At 41.1% G+C, this 17,446-nt stretch carries 17 protein-coding genes and 1 tRNA gene; 10 read left to right on the forward strand and 8 right to left on the reverse strand.

Features of this window, described 5'->3' with window-relative positions:
- Positions 1-25 precede the first annotated feature (25 nt).
- Positions 26-1,261, reverse strand: coding sequence for an ornithine--oxo-acid transaminase (rocD, locus tag P2W73_RS19160; RefSeq protein ID WP_276503707.1), 1,236 nt, complete (start codon positions 1,259-1,261; stop codon positions 26-28).
- A gap of 203 nt (positions 1,262-1,464) precedes the next feature.
- Between rocD and P2W73_RS19165 the strand changes: the two genes are divergently transcribed.
- Positions 1,465-1,947: a VOC family protein gene (locus P2W73_RS19165; protein ID WP_276503708.1), complete on the forward strand. Its 483-nt coding sequence runs from the start codon at positions 1,465-1,467 to the stop codon at positions 1,945-1,947.
- On the opposite strand, the gene ispE is transcribed toward P2W73_RS19165, so the two are convergent.
- The gene (gene ispE / locus P2W73_RS19170; protein WP_276503709.1) at positions 1,942-2,772 is read right to left on the reverse strand and encodes a 4-(cytidine 5'-diphospho)-2-C-methyl-D-erythritol kinase; all 831 of its coding nucleotides are present in this window, start codon (positions 2,770-2,772) and stop codon (positions 1,942-1,944) included. The genes P2W73_RS19165 and ispE overlap by 6 nt on opposite strands.
- A 108-nt stretch (positions 2,773-2,880) precedes the next feature.
- A complete protein-coding gene (locus P2W73_RS19175) occupies positions 2,881-3,492 on the reverse strand; it encodes a bifunctional nuclease family protein (RefSeq protein WP_276503710.1) in 612 nt (203 codons plus the stop codon).
- A gap of 128 nt (positions 3,493-3,620) precedes the next feature.
- Here P2W73_RS19175 and P2W73_RS19180 point away from each other — a divergent pair, with 128 nt between their 5' ends.
- The gene (locus P2W73_RS19180) at positions 3,621-4,724 is read left to right on the forward strand and encodes a hypothetical protein (RefSeq protein ID WP_276503711.1); all 1,104 of its coding nucleotides are present in this window, start codon (positions 3,621-3,623) and stop codon (positions 4,722-4,724) included.
- A 100-nt stretch (positions 4,725-4,824) separates the two neighbouring features.
- Here the strand turns inward: P2W73_RS19180 and P2W73_RS19185 are convergent, their stop codons facing one another.
- Together P2W73_RS19185 and P2W73_RS19190 are read right to left on the reverse strand one after the other, a co-directional pair.
- On the reverse strand, positions 4,825-5,790 hold the full coding sequence (locus tag P2W73_RS19185; RefSeq protein WP_276503712.1) for an electron transfer flavoprotein subunit alpha/FixB family protein: 966 nt from the start codon (positions 5,788-5,790) through the stop codon (positions 4,825-4,827).
- A 208-nt stretch (positions 5,791-5,998) separates the two neighbouring features.
- Positions 5,999-6,742 (reverse strand): electron transfer flavoprotein subunit beta/FixA family protein, encoded by a 744-nt coding sequence (locus tag P2W73_RS19190; protein WP_276503713.1) that lies wholly within the window; start codon positions 6,740-6,742, stop codon positions 5,999-6,001.
- 103 nt (positions 6,743-6,845) lie between these two features.
- Here P2W73_RS19190 and P2W73_RS19195 point away from each other — a divergent pair, with 103 nt between their 5' ends.
- Complete coding sequence (locus tag P2W73_RS19195; protein ID WP_276503714.1) at positions 6,846-7,157, forward strand: tetratricopeptide repeat protein; 312 nt, start codon at positions 6,846-6,848, stop codon at positions 7,155-7,157.
- A 29-nt stretch (positions 7,158-7,186) separates the two neighbouring features.
- A complete protein-coding gene (tilS, locus tag P2W73_RS19200; protein ID WP_276503715.1) occupies positions 7,187-8,545 on the forward strand; it encodes a tRNA lysidine(34) synthetase TilS in 1,359 nt (452 codons plus the stop codon).
- On the opposite strand, the gene P2W73_RS19205 is transcribed toward tilS, so the two are convergent.
- Both P2W73_RS19205 and P2W73_RS19210 read right to left on the reverse strand, forming a co-directional pair.
- A complete protein-coding gene (locus tag P2W73_RS19205) occupies positions 8,523-9,191 on the reverse strand; it encodes a rhomboid family intramembrane serine protease (RefSeq protein WP_276503716.1) in 669 nt (222 codons plus the stop codon). The genes tilS and P2W73_RS19205 overlap by 23 nt on opposite strands.
- 111 nt (positions 9,192-9,302) lie before the next feature.
- Complete coding sequence (locus tag P2W73_RS19210; RefSeq protein ID WP_276503717.1) at positions 9,303-9,776, reverse strand: 23S rRNA (pseudouridine(1915)-N(3))-methyltransferase RlmH; 474 nt, start codon at positions 9,774-9,776, stop codon at positions 9,303-9,305.
- A 70-nt stretch (positions 9,777-9,846) separates the two neighbouring features.
- Here P2W73_RS19210 and P2W73_RS19215 point away from each other — a divergent pair, with 70 nt between their 5' ends.
- The 6 genes from P2W73_RS19215 (at position 9,847) to P2W73_RS19240 (ending at position 16,545) form a co-directional block, all read left to right on the forward strand.
- Positions 9,847-10,281, forward strand: a complete 435-nt coding sequence (locus P2W73_RS19215; protein WP_276503718.1) for a hypothetical protein — start codon at positions 9,847-9,849, stop codon at positions 10,279-10,281.
- Positions 10,282-10,463: 182 nt separating this feature from the next.
- Positions 10,464-10,537 (forward strand) — tRNA-Arg (locus P2W73_RS19220).
- A 208-nt stretch (positions 10,538-10,745) separates the two neighbouring features.
- Complete coding sequence (locus P2W73_RS19225; protein WP_276503719.1) at positions 10,746-11,966, forward strand: Pycsar system effector family protein; 1,221 nt, start codon at positions 10,746-10,748, stop codon at positions 11,964-11,966.
- A gap of 18 nt (positions 11,967-11,984) precedes the next feature.
- The gene (locus tag P2W73_RS19230; RefSeq protein WP_276503720.1) at positions 11,985-12,842 is read left to right on the forward strand and encodes an SdiA-regulated domain-containing protein; all 858 of its coding nucleotides are present in this window, start codon (positions 11,985-11,987) and stop codon (positions 12,840-12,842) included.
- A gap of 49 nt (positions 12,843-12,891) precedes the next feature.
- Complete coding sequence (locus tag P2W73_RS19235) at positions 12,892-15,234, forward strand: GAF domain-containing protein (RefSeq protein WP_276503721.1); 2,343 nt, start codon at positions 12,892-12,894, stop codon at positions 15,232-15,234.
- A 237-nt stretch (positions 15,235-15,471) separates the two neighbouring features.
- On the forward strand, positions 15,472-16,545 hold the full coding sequence (locus P2W73_RS19240; protein WP_276503722.1) for an AI-2E family transporter: 1,074 nt from the start codon (positions 15,472-15,474) through the stop codon (positions 16,543-16,545).
- A gap of 48 nt (positions 16,546-16,593) precedes the next feature.
- Here P2W73_RS19240 and P2W73_RS19245 read toward each other — a convergent pair whose 3' ends face one another.
- Positions 16,594-17,358, reverse strand: coding sequence for a Bax inhibitor-1/YccA family protein (locus P2W73_RS19245; RefSeq protein WP_276503723.1), 765 nt, complete (start codon positions 17,356-17,358; stop codon positions 16,594-16,596).
- Between the last annotated feature and the right edge of the window lie 88 nt (positions 17,359-17,446).

Below are 17,446 nucleotides of genomic sequence, written 5' to 3' on the forward strand. Positions count from 1 at the left end.
GGTAACCGGTAACTACTGTCGCTAATTAATCCAAACAAGATAATGATTTACCAATGATCTGCACACAGTCAACTATTTGTTCTTTTGTTATGATCAAAGGAGGTGCAAACCTGATCTTATCACCATGCGTTGGTTTAGCCAGCAACCCGTTTTCTTTTAATTGAAGACAAAGTTCCCAGGCCGCATCTTTGTTGGCATGTTCAATCACAATTGCATTTAATAATCCCTTTCCCCGAACAATGTGTATATGATTTGACTGTAGCGATGCTAATTCATTTCTTAGAATTTCTCCCATTGCTTCAGCGTTCCCGGCCATGTTTTCGTCTTTCAATACCTGTAGGGCAGTTATCGCTGTTTTGCAAGCTAAGGGGCTGCCGCCATAGGTTGACCCATGTTCACCCGGTTTAATTGTTAACATGATCTCATCATCGGCTAATACAGCACTTACCGGCATCATACCGCCGCTTAGTGCTTTACCCAATAGCAAAATATCCGGTCTTACATTTTCATGATCGCAAGCCAGCATCTTTCCGGTTCTTGCAAGACCTGTTTGAATTTCATCTGCAATAAATAAAACATTGGCTTGTTTGCAGAGTTGTTTGGCTTTTGACAAATAACCATCATCAGGAACTTTTACACCCGCTTCGCCCTGAATGGGCTCTACTAAAAAGCCTGCAACATTTTTATTTTCCAACGCCCTTGCCAATGCTTCAATGTCATTGTATGGGATGACTTCAAAGCCCGGCAGGTAAGGACCAAAGTTGGTGGTGGACTGTGGGTCGGTGCTAAAAGAAATGACACCCGTTGTTCTTCCATGAAAATTTCCCTCACATACGAGAATGATTGCTTTGTTCGCCGGAATATTTTTTACTTCATAGGCCCATTTGCGGCAAAGCTTGATCCCCGTTTCCACTGCTTCAACACCCGTATTCATCGGCAACACTTTGTCATAGCCAAAATAGTTGGTGATAAATTTTGCATATTCACCCAATTGATCGCTGTGAAAAGCACGGCTTGTTAAGCTGAGTTTTTGGGATTGTTCAATAAATGATTGGACGATTTTGGGATGACAGTGCCCCTGGTTCACGGCTGAGTAACCACTCAAAAAATCATAATACCTTTTGCCGTCGACATCCCATACAAAAACTCCTTGTCCTTTTGACAATACCACCGGTATCGGGTGATAATTATGTGATCCATATTTTTCTTCCAGATCCAGGTAATATTGTGATTGCTCAGATAATTGTAATAGCGATTGCATAAAACGGAATTGAAGGTTTTGTAAAAATGAAATGAGAACACGATGAAACGTCCCGGCGATCCGTCCGGGCTGAAGGAAGAAGAACCTTAGTGGTTGAGCAAATCAAGATTGTTTGCCAAAAACAATGCTATGGTTGTATTATAAAGGATAGAAAAATTTTGTCGCAAGTTAGTAAATTTATCCTGTTTTTAAAACCATTTTCTATGTCATACGAGCTACCGCCTCAAACCCGGATTGGGCATGTTCATTTAAAAGTTTCCAATTTGGACAAGGCACTTGGTTTTTATCGTGACCTGCTGGGTTTCCAGGAAACACAGCGATATGGTGAAAGCGCAGTGTTTATTTCAGCGGGTGGCTATCACCATCATATTGGTTTAAATACGTGGTACAGCAAAGATGCCGGTGCTGCTCCTGCAAGATCGGTTGGGCTTTTTCATACCGCCATTTTATACCCGACACGAAAAGATCTTGCTCTTATTTTAAAACGATTGCTGGATGCCGAGTATCCTTTGACAGGGGCATCCGATCATGGTGTTTCAGAAGCTCTGTATTTAAATGATCCGGATGGCAATGGTGTTGAACTTTATTGGGACAAACCAAGGGAGGAATGGCCTTATGTTGAAGGTAAACTTAAAATGGTGACTGAGCAACTGGACCTGAATGACCTGTTGAGATTAGCTCTATAACTCTTTTACAAAATAGGTGGAAGGAAAATCTGCATCCACTTTCTTATCCTTTTCAAATATTCCATACACCGTGCTGCCACTGCCAGTCATTGATGCGTACGAAGCGCCACCGGCATAAAGTTTATTTTTTATCTGCCCGATCTCCGGGTAAAGTTTGAAGATCGGTTTTTCAAAATCATTAGTCATATCATCTTTCCATGTTTCAATCGGCTGCTGGATTATATTGGTTAAACTTTTTCCAGGCAGGGCAGGGGTTATGTTGGCAAAAGCCTGGCCTGTATGAATGTGTATACCCGGGTTTACTATAATGAATTTATAAGCGTTAAGGTCGATAGTAACGGGTTCCATTACTTCGCCCCGACCGGTGGCATGGCACGGGGTATTGATAATAAAAAAAGGGCAATCACTGCCTAATTGCAATGCGTAATGAATGAGTTGTTCCGGTGATAAGCCCAAATTAAACTGCTTGTTCAACAATGATAAAGTAAACGCGGCATCCGAACTACCACCGCCTAATCCTGCACCCAGGGGAATGGCTTTGTGCAAATGCATTTTAATAGCAGGTATCTGCGGAAAATCTTTCTGCAGCAGGTTGAATGCTTTGATACAAATATTATCGTGCATCTTACCGTCAACCGAAATACCGGAGGTTGAAAACTGTACCGTTGATGTATTGATTTGTTGATGTTGAGGATCACGAATTATTTCCAACACATCACGAAGCGCAATAGGATAGAATATCGTTTCCAGGTCATGATAACCATCATTTCTTTTACGAACAATGCGAAGCCCGAGATTGATCTTGCAATTGGGAAAGACGATCACGAATCAATGGATTAAGATGAATTCCGCGGAAGAATTATTTTGCTGAAATATATAAAAAGGAAAATAATCACCTGGAAATAATCAATAAAACTCTAACGAGTTAGCCGATCAACGATTTTTTTTTCGGCTATTTATTTCGTCACGAATAGCGATAGCCCTGATATAGTCCTCGCTCTCGAGTACATCGTTTAACAGGGTATCCAATTCTTCCAGTGTCATGGTTTTAAGGTCTTCGTTACCGGTTGAGCCCTGTTCTTCTACCACCACTTCCTGTTTTGCTTTTTTCTTTTTGCCGGAGCCTGAGCCGGTGTCTTCCATCAAAATGCCGGCGCTTTCGAGGATGTTTTCGTAGGTATAGATCGGGCATCCAAACCGTACAGCCAAAGCCAAAGCATCGGAAGTGCGGGAATCAATTTCGATGGTATCATGTTCGGATGAACAAACCAATTTGGAGTAGAAAATGCCTTCCTGCAGGTCGCAGATAATGATCTCATGCAGGTCAATGGCAAAGGCGTTCATGAAATTTTTTACCAGGTCGTGTGTCAGCGGGCGGCTGGGTTGCATTTTTTCAAGCGCCACAGCGATTGCCTGTGCTTCAAACCCGCCGATCACGATCGGCAAACGGCGCAATCCATTTACTTCTCCCAGTACTACGGCATACGAATGGGTCTGGGTAATACTATGGGATAAAGCGACTATTTCCAGTTCGATCTTCTTCATAAAATATCACACGAAACTAAGGATTTTGAACAAAAAAGATAGCGGGAAAAAATCAGACCGGACTTTTATTCTTTTTATGCCTTATTTACTGGTTTTTTTGCTTTTTTTGTGGCTATTTAACTGTAACTATGAGAATTAGAAATTTCAGTCATTTATTTTTTGCCTCGCTTGTAATAGCCGTTTTCGTATTAGCCTCCTGTCAGAAAGAAGTGGATATTGATCTTGAAAATCCGCCGCCGGTTCCGTCTGAAGTACAAGATTCCACGCTGTTGATAAAGAGCATAAAGATAAATTCATTGGATCCCGTTTCTGGTTTGCCCGATGGAGGAGACACTATCAAAGAAGATTATTTTTACGATACTGTGAATCGAAAAATAATAATGACATTAGATCAGGTAGCTTCCAGCCAATATCTTACAGGTGCCGGGGTAGAGCACACATATGATGCGAATGGATTGCTCACAAATGTGCTTTACAAATATAAGAATGGATATATACCAGAGGGCGATGACCGGATTTCAGTTCGGTTGAGCTATGACGCTGATAAAATCATTCAAAAAATTACTCTCTACTATTTTAACGGCAATACGAGAAGTACTTTGTTTAGAAAGACATTGCTTTCAGAGAATAAATACAGGTTGGACTGGGGTGAGCCCACAATTATTGCTATAGGCGGGGCACGGGATACCGTAAGTGCATCTGCCGTTTTTGATAAAGCGGGCAAATGTCTTACAAGTGAGTATAGCTACTCCTATAATACTGTAATTGGAGGAGGTGAGGATGCCTATACAAAAATAATTTACAGAGACTCTTTAGTTTATGACGCAAATGGAAGTGTCACCAAAGTGGTAGAAAATTATATCGATACGCTTAATCATGAAAATATAACTTTTGTCGCATGTGAATTTACTGCACGTCATACAAAAGGTGACCAGTTATTTAATATGCGGCAAATTCTGCTGAATGGCATTGCTAACATTCCGTTCGGGGAAGATATGTTTCATGGGAGTATTACAGGCGTATTATCATTTTTCCCCGACGGTTACGAACCTCTTGAATATAGCAAGTATCCATTCCAGTTTGCCAAAGTCTTTAATTCACAAACAAATCAATACGATAATTTTACAGCTATATCAGAATTAGATAACAAAGACAGGCTGATAAAATTTAGAGGTTTTTTAAATGACGTGGAATTGATTCCATACCAGTATGAAATAAGCTACTATAAATAAACGAGTAGATCAAGAGAAATAACAAATAAGCCAGGCGAAAATTCATCACCTGGCTTTCTTTTTATCTCTCAAAAATGAACGGAAATTTCTTACTTCGTATTTACGCAACTCCTCTCAACTTCTTAATCGCCTCCGTGATCTTTGGCACTACTTCAAAAGCATCGCCAACAATACCATAATCCGCTGCTTTAAAGAAAGGGGCTTCAGGGTCTTTGTTGATCACTACAATTACTTTGCTCCTGTTTACACCGGCCAGGTGCTGAATAGCTCCCGAAATACCGATAGCGATATATAAATTGGGTGCAACAGCAAAACCTGTTTGACCCACATGCTCGTTGTGCGGACGCCAATGCGCATCGGCAACAGGACGGCTACAGGCGGTAGCTGCATGCAAAACTTTCGCCAGGTCTTCCACCATTCCCCAGTTTTCCGGACCTTTAAGACCACGGCCTCCGCTAACTACTATTTCTGCTTCTGTCAAAGGAACTTCACCGCTTGCTTTGCTGGTGCTGGTTACTTTTACTTTTGGCGCATCGACGGTAGCATTAAACGCAACGACTTCCGCAGTGCCACTGCCTTCAACAATTTTATAGGCATTTGCATTCAATGAAATGATCTTAACCGGCGTGCTTACCGAAATATTGGCAAAGGCTTTCCCGGAAAAAACATTTTTCTTCACGGTAAATCCATTGCTGGTATCAGGCAATGCCACGGCGCCGGAAACAAGACCTGCTTTCAAACGGGCGGAAAGCCGGGGCGCAAGAGCTTTGCCATCCATATTGTTTGGAAACACTACCACCGTTGCGCCGGTTGATTCCACCACCTGTGCAATCACCTTTGTATAAACCTGTGCATCCAGTTGGTTCAGCGTCTCATTGTTGACGTGATGGATTTTTGAAACCCCATATTTCCCCAAAGCAGCAAGATCTTCCGAAGTACTGCCAAGAATAACGCCTTCTGATGAAGTGCCTAACTGTTCAGCTATTTTAGCGCCATAGGAGATCGCTTCCAGTGAAGATTTTTTTACATGGCCCTCGGCCTGATCGACGAATATTAATACACTCATGTTAAAGAGTTGATTATGTTAATTAGTTAATTGGTTGATAAGTTAAATAGTTTAAATGCTGAGTAAAAGAACTGAACGCTGAAGAGTGCGACGCAACGAAGCTGATAGTAGCACTAAAGCTGGTAACACTATCATCAATCCATTATTAAAAGAGCATGGCTATTTAAAAAGTATCTTCGGCCTAAGTCCCCTTTAGGGGAACCGGGGGTTAGATTGCTTTCGCCTCTTCATGTAACAATCTTACCAGTTCTTCCACATTATCGGCCGCTACCAGCTTAACACCAGCTTTTGCAGGTGGTAAACCAAAACTGGTGACGCTTGTCAACGCATCAACGGCAACAGGCTCCACCACTTTCAACGGTTTGGTACGGGCCGCCATGATGCCACGCATATTGGGAATACGTTGCTCGGCCATTCCTTTTTGAGCACTTACCACCACTGGCAATTCCACTTCATTTATTTCTTCGCCACCTTCAATTTCACGGGTAATGATGGCTTTGTTGCCATTCAATTCAAACTTGGCTGCCAGCGATACAAAAGGCAGGTCGAGTAGTTCGGCTACCATGCCGCCAATAGATGATCCGTTGTAGTCGATGGTTTCTTTACCGGTGAATATAAGATCATAGCCTCCATCTTTTGCTACTGAAGCGATTTGCGAAGCGATGGTAAAACTATCATGGCTCTCCATATTTACCCGTATGGCTTCATCACCGCCCAATGCGAGGGCCTTACGGATGATGGGCTCAGAATCAGCAGCGCCAACAGTTACCAGGTGAATAATAGTAGAAGGATCTTTTTCTTTCAACTCGATGGCACGAACCAGCGCATACCACTCATCGTAAGGGTTGATGATCCATTGAACGCCATTGGTATCGAATTTCGTGTTGTTGTCGGTGAAGGCTATTTTTGCCGTTGTGTCCGGCGATTTGGTGATACAAACTAAAATCTTCATGACGGGGTTTTTGATGATCGTTAGAGTTAGTTGTTTATGCAACTAAAACAAAGATAAGTGAAGCAAAGGTAACTAACGGTAATTCAGGTAAAATTTTTTCAACATGGATCGTATTGTGAAGCTGCTTGAATTTTTGCGGGCTAACCCGGATGATAGCTTTGTACAACACGCATTGGCGCTGGAGTATGTCAAAACCGGGAACGATGAGAAAGGGCGGGAAGTATTTGAAACGTTGCTGGCGAGAGATCCGGAGTATGTTGGCAGTTATTATCATCTGGCGAAATTGCTGGAAAGAAACGGTGCTGTGGAAGACGCTATTAAATGGTACGAGAAAGGAATGGAAATAGCAAAGAAGGCGGGAGAGAATCATGCTTATGGGGAATTGAGAGGGGCATGGGAAGAGTTGACTTTTTAGAGTTGATGTGCAAATTTGAAAATTTGAAAATGGAGCTGGTTACACAATTCAAAAATTATATTTCATCGAACGATCTTTTTTCTTCAAAAGATAAATTGTTGCTTGCCGTTAGTGGTGGCATAGATTCTGTTGTGTTGTGCGAACTATGTAAACAGGCAGGTTACGAATTTGGCATCGCCCATTGTAATTTTCAGTTGAGAGGTGAGGACAGTGAACGGGATGAAAGATTCGTGGGTGGCCTGGCTGCGAAATATGGAGTCAATTTTCATGTAATCAAATTTGACACAAAGGATATCGCTAAAGAACGACGGGTATCCACACAGGAAGCAGCACGGGGGCTTCGTTACGAATGGTTTGAAAAAATAAGGGCAGAAAAGGGCTATCAATTTATCCTGACAGCGCATCATGCTGACGACAATATAGAAACCGTGCTCATGAATTTTTTTCGGGGAACGGGTATCAAAGGTATAAGGGGTATTGAACCTAAACATGAACATATCGTGCGGCCCTTACTTTTTGCACGACGAAAGGATCTCGAAGGCTTTTTGAAAGAAAGCAATCTGGCCTTTGTGCAGGATTATACCAATCAGCATGATGATTATACAAGGAATTATTTTCGTAACCAGTTAATACCACTGATCGAAAAGTCTTTTCCCGGCGTTAATGAAAATATGATTGCCAATATCAGTCGCTTCAGGGAAGTAGAACAACTTTACCAGCAAGCCGTGGCTGTTCATAAAAAGAAATTAGTGGAGCAGGAAGCCAATGAGATTCACCTGCCTGTTTTAAAATTAAAAAAAACGCCTTCGCTTCACTCCGTGCTTTATGAGATTATCAAAGAGTATGGCTTTACTGCTCACCAGTTGCCGGATATCATGAATTTGTTGGATAGTGATTCCGGGAAATATGTGCAATCTCCGTCCCACCGTATTATTAAAAACCGGCAATGGCTGATTATTGCGCCAAATGAGACGAACAAGGGAGATATAGTTATCATTGATGCAGTTGGCAATTGGCAATTTGCAATTGGCAACCTTCAACTCGAAACGACTTTAATTGCCAATACTTCGGCTATCGCTCATTATCAACTGCAAACTGCCAACTCAGTTGCTTTGCTCGATGCTGACAAAATAAAATTTCCGATGCTTCTCAGAAAGTGGAAGCAGGGCGACTATTTCTATCCGCTGGGAATGATGAAAAAAAAGAAGTTGTCCCGGTTTTTTATTGACCGAAAACTTTCAAAGACAGATAAAGAAAATGCCTGGGTGATTGAAATGGATAAAAAAATCATTTGGGTAGTAGGCTACCGGATTGATGAGAGATTTAAGATTACTGACAATACAAAAACAGTGTTGAAATTAACCGCTAATATCTTCCAAACTGGATAAAGTCCTTTGGATTTGTATTCCTGATCTGGTCAATAAAGGCAGTTACGACGGGATATTCAGAAAACAATTTCGCTGCCACAATCGTGAAAGCTAATCCATACAAGGCGCCGTAAAGGTGCGCCGAATGGTTGATGTGTCCTTCACCACGCCTGTCCAGGTAATGCGAAATAAGAAGGTAGATAAAACCAAAAAGAAAGCCTGCTATGTAAATGGGAATAAAGAAAAGCCCAATCCCGGTTATCGGATCGAAAAGTATTCCGCAAAAAACAACAGCCGATACAGCGCCTGACGCTCCCAAACTTTTGTAATGATAATCGTCTTTATGTTTATAATAAGTTGGGAAAATAGAAACAGCTAAGGCCGAAACGTACATAATGAGGTATAAAATCTTCCCAAGGCTACCAATAGTCAGGGTGAAATATGTTTCTACATTTTTTCCGAACAGGTACAATGCAAGCATATTAAAAATAAGATGTCCCCAGTCGGCATGTATGAGCCCGCAACTAAAAAAGCGATACCATTGATTGCGCCGGCTCACCGCCGGTGGATAAAATATCAAATCATCCATGGTCTTTTGATTGTTAAATGCACCGATAGAAACAACGACCGTAATAATAACTATGATAAGTGTGATTGACAATTCCATTGGATAAATGTAAACAAACAAGTGGAAAAAAGAGAAAAGAGAAAAGTGAACGTTGAAAAGACAAAAATTGATAGTGGCCTGTTTTTGACTTTTGACTTTTCAGTTCTGCCGCTACCTGTGATGATACTTTTCATTCTTTAAAATAGTGCAGGCCCGGTAAATCTGCTCGGCCAGTATAAGGCGAACCAATTGATGAGGGAAAACCAATTGGGACAAACTCCATTTGTAGTTTGCTCTTTTAAAAACTGTATCTGCTACACCAAAAGCTCCGCCAATCAGGAATACAATTTTTTTGGTGCTTTCATTGGCTCTTGCCTGTAAAAATTCAGCTAAGCCTTCCGATGTAAGTTGCTTTCCCCTTTCATCCAGCAGCACTAAATAGTCATCTTTATCGAGCCACTCCAGGATCAGTTCTCCCTCTTTTTTTTTCAGGTCCATTTCACTTAACATACCTGCATTCTTCGGAACCGGGATGATATTCCATTCGACTTTAAAATAATTGGAAATCCTTTTAGTAAAATCTTCCACGCCCTGCTTTACATAAGCCTCGTTTGTTTTACCGATACTCCAAAACTGAATTTTCATGTTTTGATGATTAATTCAAACAACAAAAGTTGGCACAAAAAATGAAAGAATAAAAAAAACATAGCAATAAATGAAAACTATCTTCCTTGCCCTTATCGCCTTACTATTTCTTTTTGTTGGTTGTGATGAGCTTAAAAAACTACCAACCAACACCAGTGGCGGCATCTTTTCTTTGAATGGCAATTGGCAACTGACCAGTGCCAGTGACAATAACAGCCTGTCCGGGTCGGTGGTGACTGTTTTTCCGGGCATCGCAGATGGTTCTGTTAAATCACTAAGTAATAATAACCTTTGTCTTCGCCAAAATGATATACTTTGGAAAGGAGTGAAGAATACCGGCAGCGGCGCATTTTCTTTCAGCAACCTGGTTGATGCGTGTAATAGTCAAACATTATATAAAGCGGCGACGATTACCGTGTTGACTAATGAAGAAATAAGAATTACCGGCCAAAATAACCAGGGGAAAGAATTGATCCAAAGCTGGAAAAGAATATCTGCTAAATGATTGGGAGAATCCTGGCCATGGAGATTAAAAAAATAGCCCTTATGACGGAATTTGTTTTTGCCTGAAACCATTTTTCCTTTATTTTTGCCGCCCATTGGCCCCGTAGCTCAATTGAATAGAGCATCCCGACGATACTGTCGGGAAGGTTTCAGGTTGAGTTCGGGAATTGAGATAAAAAAATAGGCCCCGTAGCTCAATTGAATAGAGCATTTGACTACGGATCAAAAGGTTTCAGGTTTGAATCCTGACGGGGTCACTCAACAATTTTTAAAGCCTTCTTCCAAAGAAGGCTTTTTGTATCACCTGGTTATTGCGATCACAAATAAGATTTGCCTCCTCCCAATATAGTGAGCTAAAATTTGTCGCCGTCTTCATTAAATAAGGAAGTTTTTTAAAGTTTTTCCGGCTGGTTGAAACAAAGTAATATTTTATTACCCAATTTTACGATAAGCAAAGAAACCATTATGAGTTACAAGGAACTCCAGGAACAGGTAAGACAAAATGTGATTCATTTTTATAAAAATAAGGGGAGTGAAAAATTTGTTTACCACAATCTTTCTCATACGGAGGCCGTGGTTTCAAATGCAGTGCATATCGGTGAGCACTACAAGCTGGATGAAAAGGATCTTTTTATCATTACAACAGCGGCCTGGTTTCATGACACGGGCTATTGTAATGGCGAGCCTGCCGGTCATGAAATGAGGGGCGGTGATCTTGCTGCAGGCTTTTTAAGTGAAAGGGGCGTAGAACAGGATATTGTCAATGCTGTAAAGGATTGCATCCTGGCTACCCGCATGCCGCAAAACCCGAAGAACCTGCTGGAGCAAATTGTTTGCGATGCTGACCTCTATCATTTCGGTACCGATGATTTTGCCCGGCGCAATAAGCTGATGCGGACCGAAGCAGAGTGGAGGATGGGAAAGAAGATCTCAAAAGATGACTGGAGACTAAGTACTATCGCCTTTATGCAGGCGCATCACTTTCAAACTGACTTTGGTCGAAATTTATTGCAAGCCAAAAAAGAAGAGAACATGCAGAAGCTCAGAAATAAATTGAAAGCGGATGGGGTCGACGTACCCCCGTCTATAAAAGAGCAGGCAATCGAAAAAACGACGGACGGGAAACAACCGGGAGGTAATACAAAAAAACAAAAAGTGGACCGGCCCGAACGGGGCATAGAGACTATGTTCCGGATCAGTTCCACCAACCACCAGCGTTTAAGTGATATGGCGGACAATAAAGCTCATATCATGATCACTACTACTTCTATTATCATCTCTGTATTGCTGAGTGTGTTACTAAGGAAGTTGGAAGATAATCCCCAGCTCATTTTTCCGACATTATTATTATTAACGGTATGCGTGATAACAATGGTTTTTTCCATATTAGCTACAAGGCCCACTTTGCCGCCGGGACGTTTTACCCAGGAAGAAATTGACACCCGAAAAGTAAACCTCCTCTTTTTTGGGAATTACTACAAAATGAGTTTTGATGAATATGACGTGGGCATGCGGGAGATGATGAACGACCGGGATTTTTTATATGGTAGTCTTACAAGGGATCTTTATTCGCAGGGTATTGTGTTGGGAAAAAAATATAGTCTCCTGCGAAAAGGATATAACGTATTTATGTATGGTATTGTGGCTTCTGTATTTGCCTTTATAGTAGCGGCGGTTTTCTTTTAAACAAATTGGTAAGCTTGTATGTTTTATTTCAGTAATAAATCCATTATTGCCTGCATGCTGGCAGGGGTACTGGTAACAGGTTGTTCTTCAGAGGCAAAAAATGAAAGGTCGATAAAACATTATGCGATCAATGATCCTGAAAAATTCTTAATGCCTGAGAGCTTGCTGGAGATATCCGGAATTACTTTCAGGCCGGGCAAGAGTGACAGCATTTATGCAATACAGGATGAGCAGGGAAGAGTTTTCAGGCTGGCATGGGGAGTAAAAAAGCAGTACAATGCAAAGTTTGGCAAGCAAAGCGATTATGAGGATGTGGCTGTCCTTAAAGACAAGGTAGTGATATTGAAAAGTAATGGCACCTTGTTCTATTTTTCTTTAGCAGATGCGATTTATGAAGAAGTGGATAGTGTAAAGGAAATAAAAGAATTGTTGCCGGAAGGTGAATACGAAGGAATGTATGGCGATGATGCCACGGGTAAATTGTATATAATTTGTAAAAACTGTAAAGATGATGATTCAAAGACACAGGTAACAGGCTATATTTTTCAACTCGGTGACTCTATATTGCCGCAGGGAAGTTTTCATGTCAATGTAGAAGAAATTAAAAATATAACCGGTAAGGTCAAGCGGGGATTCCGGCCTTCCGGCTTAGCCAAAAATCCTGTTACCGGCGAGTGGTTTATGATTTCCGCTGTCAACAAACTACTGGTGGTGGCCGATGAAAACTGGAAGATCAAAGAAACCTGTTTTTTAAACAGCAATATCTTCAACCAACCCGAGGGAATTGCTTTTGATGAAAAAGGTAACCTGTATATTTCCAACGAAGGAGACGATTTTTCGCAGGGAAATATCCTGAAGTTTGTTCGTTCTAAATAAAACTATCGGTATAAAAGATGACCGTTACAACTGATGAGATTTTGACTATATGCTTACGAATGTATTATATATGGCTCCGCTTACCGGGGCTGAAGAAGGACCGGAGATCACTCTTAGCTTCAGGCCATTTATTGATTATTTAAAAAAAAGAGGGACGACTAACTGCAAGAAAGACCATTTTTTTCAATACGTAATCGAACAATTTGACAAGCGGCCCGAACTTTATGGTGCGATTGATCTTGATAAGGTAAAGGATTACGGGGATCTGCTGATCCTGATCTACAGCATTGTTTCGCCCATCATCGAAGACGAACTGACACACCGGTGGGCCTTATGTTTGCCGCTGAAGCCAGTAGTGTTTTATTATACGAATGCCTATTATGAATTGGTGGCTAATCCTGCTACCGGCGAATTGCGTAAAAGCATTGCCAGCAAAAGTCCGGAAGAGATCAGGCGAAGCCAACTGGAATTCACTTACTCCCTGATTCTCGAAAAATGTTATGGCATCTCCACCTTTTTAAGCCGTGATATCATCCATTCTTTACGGGATGAGGAAACAGGTCTTGAAAAATATTATTGCCTGGACTTAGACACCCGGTTTGTCGAGATACATACAACACAGCCGTTACCCGAACTAAAAATAGCTGATTTTCATCCGGGATCTTATGACAAGGAGGAAATGCTGGCTTTCCTGCAAACGAAGCTGCCTTTAAATATGTTTCGTTTCGAGGGATTTGCCATCAACAATGTTCATGATGTTACCACGGAGCATTCAATCGAGAACATAAAAAAAGCCTTGCTAAACCGGTCGGTATATAATTCAGGAGAATATTCGGATGTAGTGCATTCATTGAAGACTTTGGTCGGAAACAATAATGTTGAATTTGGTCTGCTGCCGGTATTGAAGGTGAACAATAAACTGGTTTTTAGTGATAGCGCCTGCACGAACAGCAAATTAATAAGTGTTGCCAAAGAAAAGGGTGGAGCTGAAGATGCGTACATGGGATTGGTAGAAAGTTATTTTAAGAACCCCAAACTGATTTTTTTCAGGGATATTGAAGCCGAACACGATGAACGTCACTCTTACCTGAAAATGTTAAAGGCAAAAGGCATTCAGTCTTATGCTTTGTCTCCGGTATTCTTCAATAATTCACTGGCGGGGGTGCTTGAAATATATTCTAAGCAAAAAGACTTGTTGAATGAAAGCTTGCTTTCAAAACTGGAACCCGCCATGCCATTGATTGCCCAGTTGTTGAAAAACAGTATTGATGAATTTAATGGAAGCATCGACCAGGTAGTGAAGGAGCGGTTTACTTCGCTGCAATCATCAGTGCAGTGGAAGTTCAATGAAGTAGCGTGGCATTATTTATTGAGCGCAAAAAAGCAAAAAAATGTAACAGAAACGGAAGATATCTTTTTTGAAAAAGTTTTTCCATTGTATGGCGCCGTGGACATAAGAAATTCTACGGTTCAGCGTAACGAAGCTTTGCAAAAAGACCTGGGCGTACAGTTTTCCATACTGATTGATGCGCTTGAAAAATTAAAAGAAGAGACAGAATTTGGTCTGATAGATGAGAAATTATTCTCCTCAGCCAAATGGCTGGAACTTATAAATAATCCCGAGGGTTTCAGCCAGGAAGTGAAACTGAATGACTTCCTGGAAAATGATATAATTCCATTCCTGTCGGATTTTAAGCTGGGAAATCCTGCATTTGCTTCCATCATTGATAATTATTTTGACGCTATCGATCCCCTGGAAGGTATTGCTTATGAAAACCGGCTGCAACTGGAAAAATCAATGTCAACGGTCATTGCGGCCGTCAATGATTACATGGAAATGATGAAGGATGAAATTCAAAAGGCTTATCCATCTTACTTTGAAAAAGTGAGAACTGATGGCGTGGAGTATGATATTTATATTGGGCAATCCATCGCTCCTGACAAGCCATTTAGTGATATTTATTTAAAGAACCTGCGATTGTTGCAGCTTACTTCAATGGCTACTATCGCAAAATATACACATGCGCTGAAATCGCAGTTGACCCGGCCTATTGAAACAACACAGCTGATATTTATTCATTCGCAGGCTATTGATATAAAATTCAGAAGGGATGAAAAGCGGTTCGACGTTGAGGGAGCTTATAATATCCGGTATCATATCGTGAAAAAGAGAATTGATAAGGTAAATATCAACGGTAGCAATGAACGGTTGACACAACCTGGAAAAATTGCACTGGTGTATTTTAGCCAGAAGGAGGCGAATGAATACATTGGCTATATCAAATACCTGCAACAGCAAAATATCTTAGCTGATGATCTTGAAAAACTTGAACTTGAAGAATTGCAGGGTGTGGCCGGCTTAAAGGCCATCAGGGTGGGAGTGGTGCTGTAAATTTATTTTTTTATACCTGCCGGCTCTTTTACACTTTTAAAGATCGCATCCCAAGGCAGGTGAATGAAGGATTGCTGTTTAAATGAATTGCTGCTGATAAATTTCCGATCGGTTCTGTAGTTGGAAAAAGCGAGTTACCTGTTATCAATGTTCCATAATAGGGAAGTGAAAAAAACACGCCGGGTTTTAGGGTTAGCATTCTTTTTGCATCAGTAATGCTTTATCTTAGTATCCCTTATGCCAAGCTTTAACAACCGGATCAAACAAGTACTACTCTTATCCCTCATTCTTTTATTTGTATGGCTTGTAGTAAAGGAGCTGTCCCTTTTTTTGCCAGGTTTGCTGGGAGCGTTGACGTTATACATCCTAAGCCGGGCCAATTATTTTCAGTTGGTGTATAATCGAAAATGGAAGGCCGGAAGGGCGGCCGGCTTGTTTATTATTTATTATCTTTTTTTAATTGGGCTCCCGATATTCCTTGCCGTTTCGTTGATTAGCCCAAAGATCAATGCATTCCTGGAAAACCCAAATGCGATGATCGAATCAGCTCAAAATTCTATCACTACGATTCAGCAAAAAATCGGATTCAAAATATTTTCAGAAGCTAATCTTAGCAATTTCCTGAGTAAGTTAACCGCATTTATACCTACTCTTTTGAACAGTACAGCCAATCTTATTTCGAATCTCGCCATCATGCTGTTTGTGCTATATTATATGTTATGCAATGGGCGGGAAATAGAACGAATGCTAAGCAGACTTATCCCCCTAAAGCCGGAAAATATCAACATGCTTGCTTCGGAAACTAAAAGGATAGTAAGAGCTAATGCGCTGGGGATACCGCTTATTTCAATTATCCAGGGTCTTACTGCTACGCTGGGTTATTTCATTTTTGGTGTGAACGAATGGGGCTTGTGGGGTTTTCTGACCGGTGTCTTTGCATTTTTCCCTGTCGTGGGAACAATGATAGTATGGGTGCCATTGGTAATTTATACTTATGCAATCGGCGACACATGGCAGGCAACCGGCTTATTACTATACAGTGTGCTTGTTACTGGCAATGTCGATTATTTGGCCAGGATCACCTTGTTGAAAAGAATGGGAGATGTGCATCCGGTGGTCACCATATTGGGTGTGTTGGTTGGGCTGGGTTTGTTTGGTTTTATTGGTTTGATATTTGGTCCGCTGCTCGTCAGCTATATAATTGTGCTGTTTAAAATATATATGAATGAGTTTATAGAAAATGCGGAGCCGCTGCCCGGGATTCCAACGATTGAAGAAAATAAACTGGCTGAGGAACATAATTCAAAATAAAAGCCGTTCGGTGAAGAACGGCTCTGAATGTTATTTACTTTATTTATTTTACCTGTCTTTTAATTTAGATAGTAATCTTAATATCTCCAGGTAAAGCCAAACCAGTGTTACTAACAAACCAAAGGCGCCATACCATTCCATGTATTTTGGAGCTTTCGCTTCTACTCCTTTTTCGATCATGTCGAAGTCTAACAACAGATTTAATGCTGCCAAACATACAACCACGATAGAAAAGCCGATACCCAGCGGAGTGCTGGCATTGGTGAAGGCGCCGATTGTTGCCCCAAATGCAAGGGATGCAATCCATTTGATAAGATAAAACACGCCGATACTGATAGTAGCGATAGTAATAATCGATCTGAATTTATCAGTTACTCTAATAACACGGGTTTGATACAGCACATACATTACGAGTGCCACTATCAGGGTTAAACCTACTGCCTGCATTACGATACCGGGATAACTTGTAGCGAATGCATAGTCATAATAAGCAGAAACCGATCCTACAAAAAGACCTTCCAACAAAGCAAAGGCAGGAGCAATATAGGGCGACCATTGTTTTTTAAAAGCCATTAAAAGTGCCAATGCCAATCCGCCAAACACACCTATGAGCATTAATGGCAGTGGGTTACTTCCTTTGTAAAATTGTGTCCAGGCTAATAAAGTAGTGCCCATCATCATCAGGAAGAGGAAACCAAATTTGTTCATGGTGCCTCTCACCGACATTTCTTCACCAGTGGAGATACCCTGTAAAATGGTGCCTTCAAAAGCCGATTCTTTCAGCGTGGGATTACCAGATTTAAATAGTGACATAAGCAATTTTTTTTGTGAAGATATACTGGAATTTATAAATCCCAAATGTTAAAATCCCAACTTCCAGACACGGTGTTTTTACGGTTGA

The sequence above is a fragment of the Terrimonas pollutisoli genome, from assembly GCF_029360765.1.
Classification (GTDB): domain Bacteria; phylum Bacteroidota; class Bacteroidia; order Chitinophagales; family Chitinophagaceae; genus Terrimonas_B; species Terrimonas_B pollutisoli.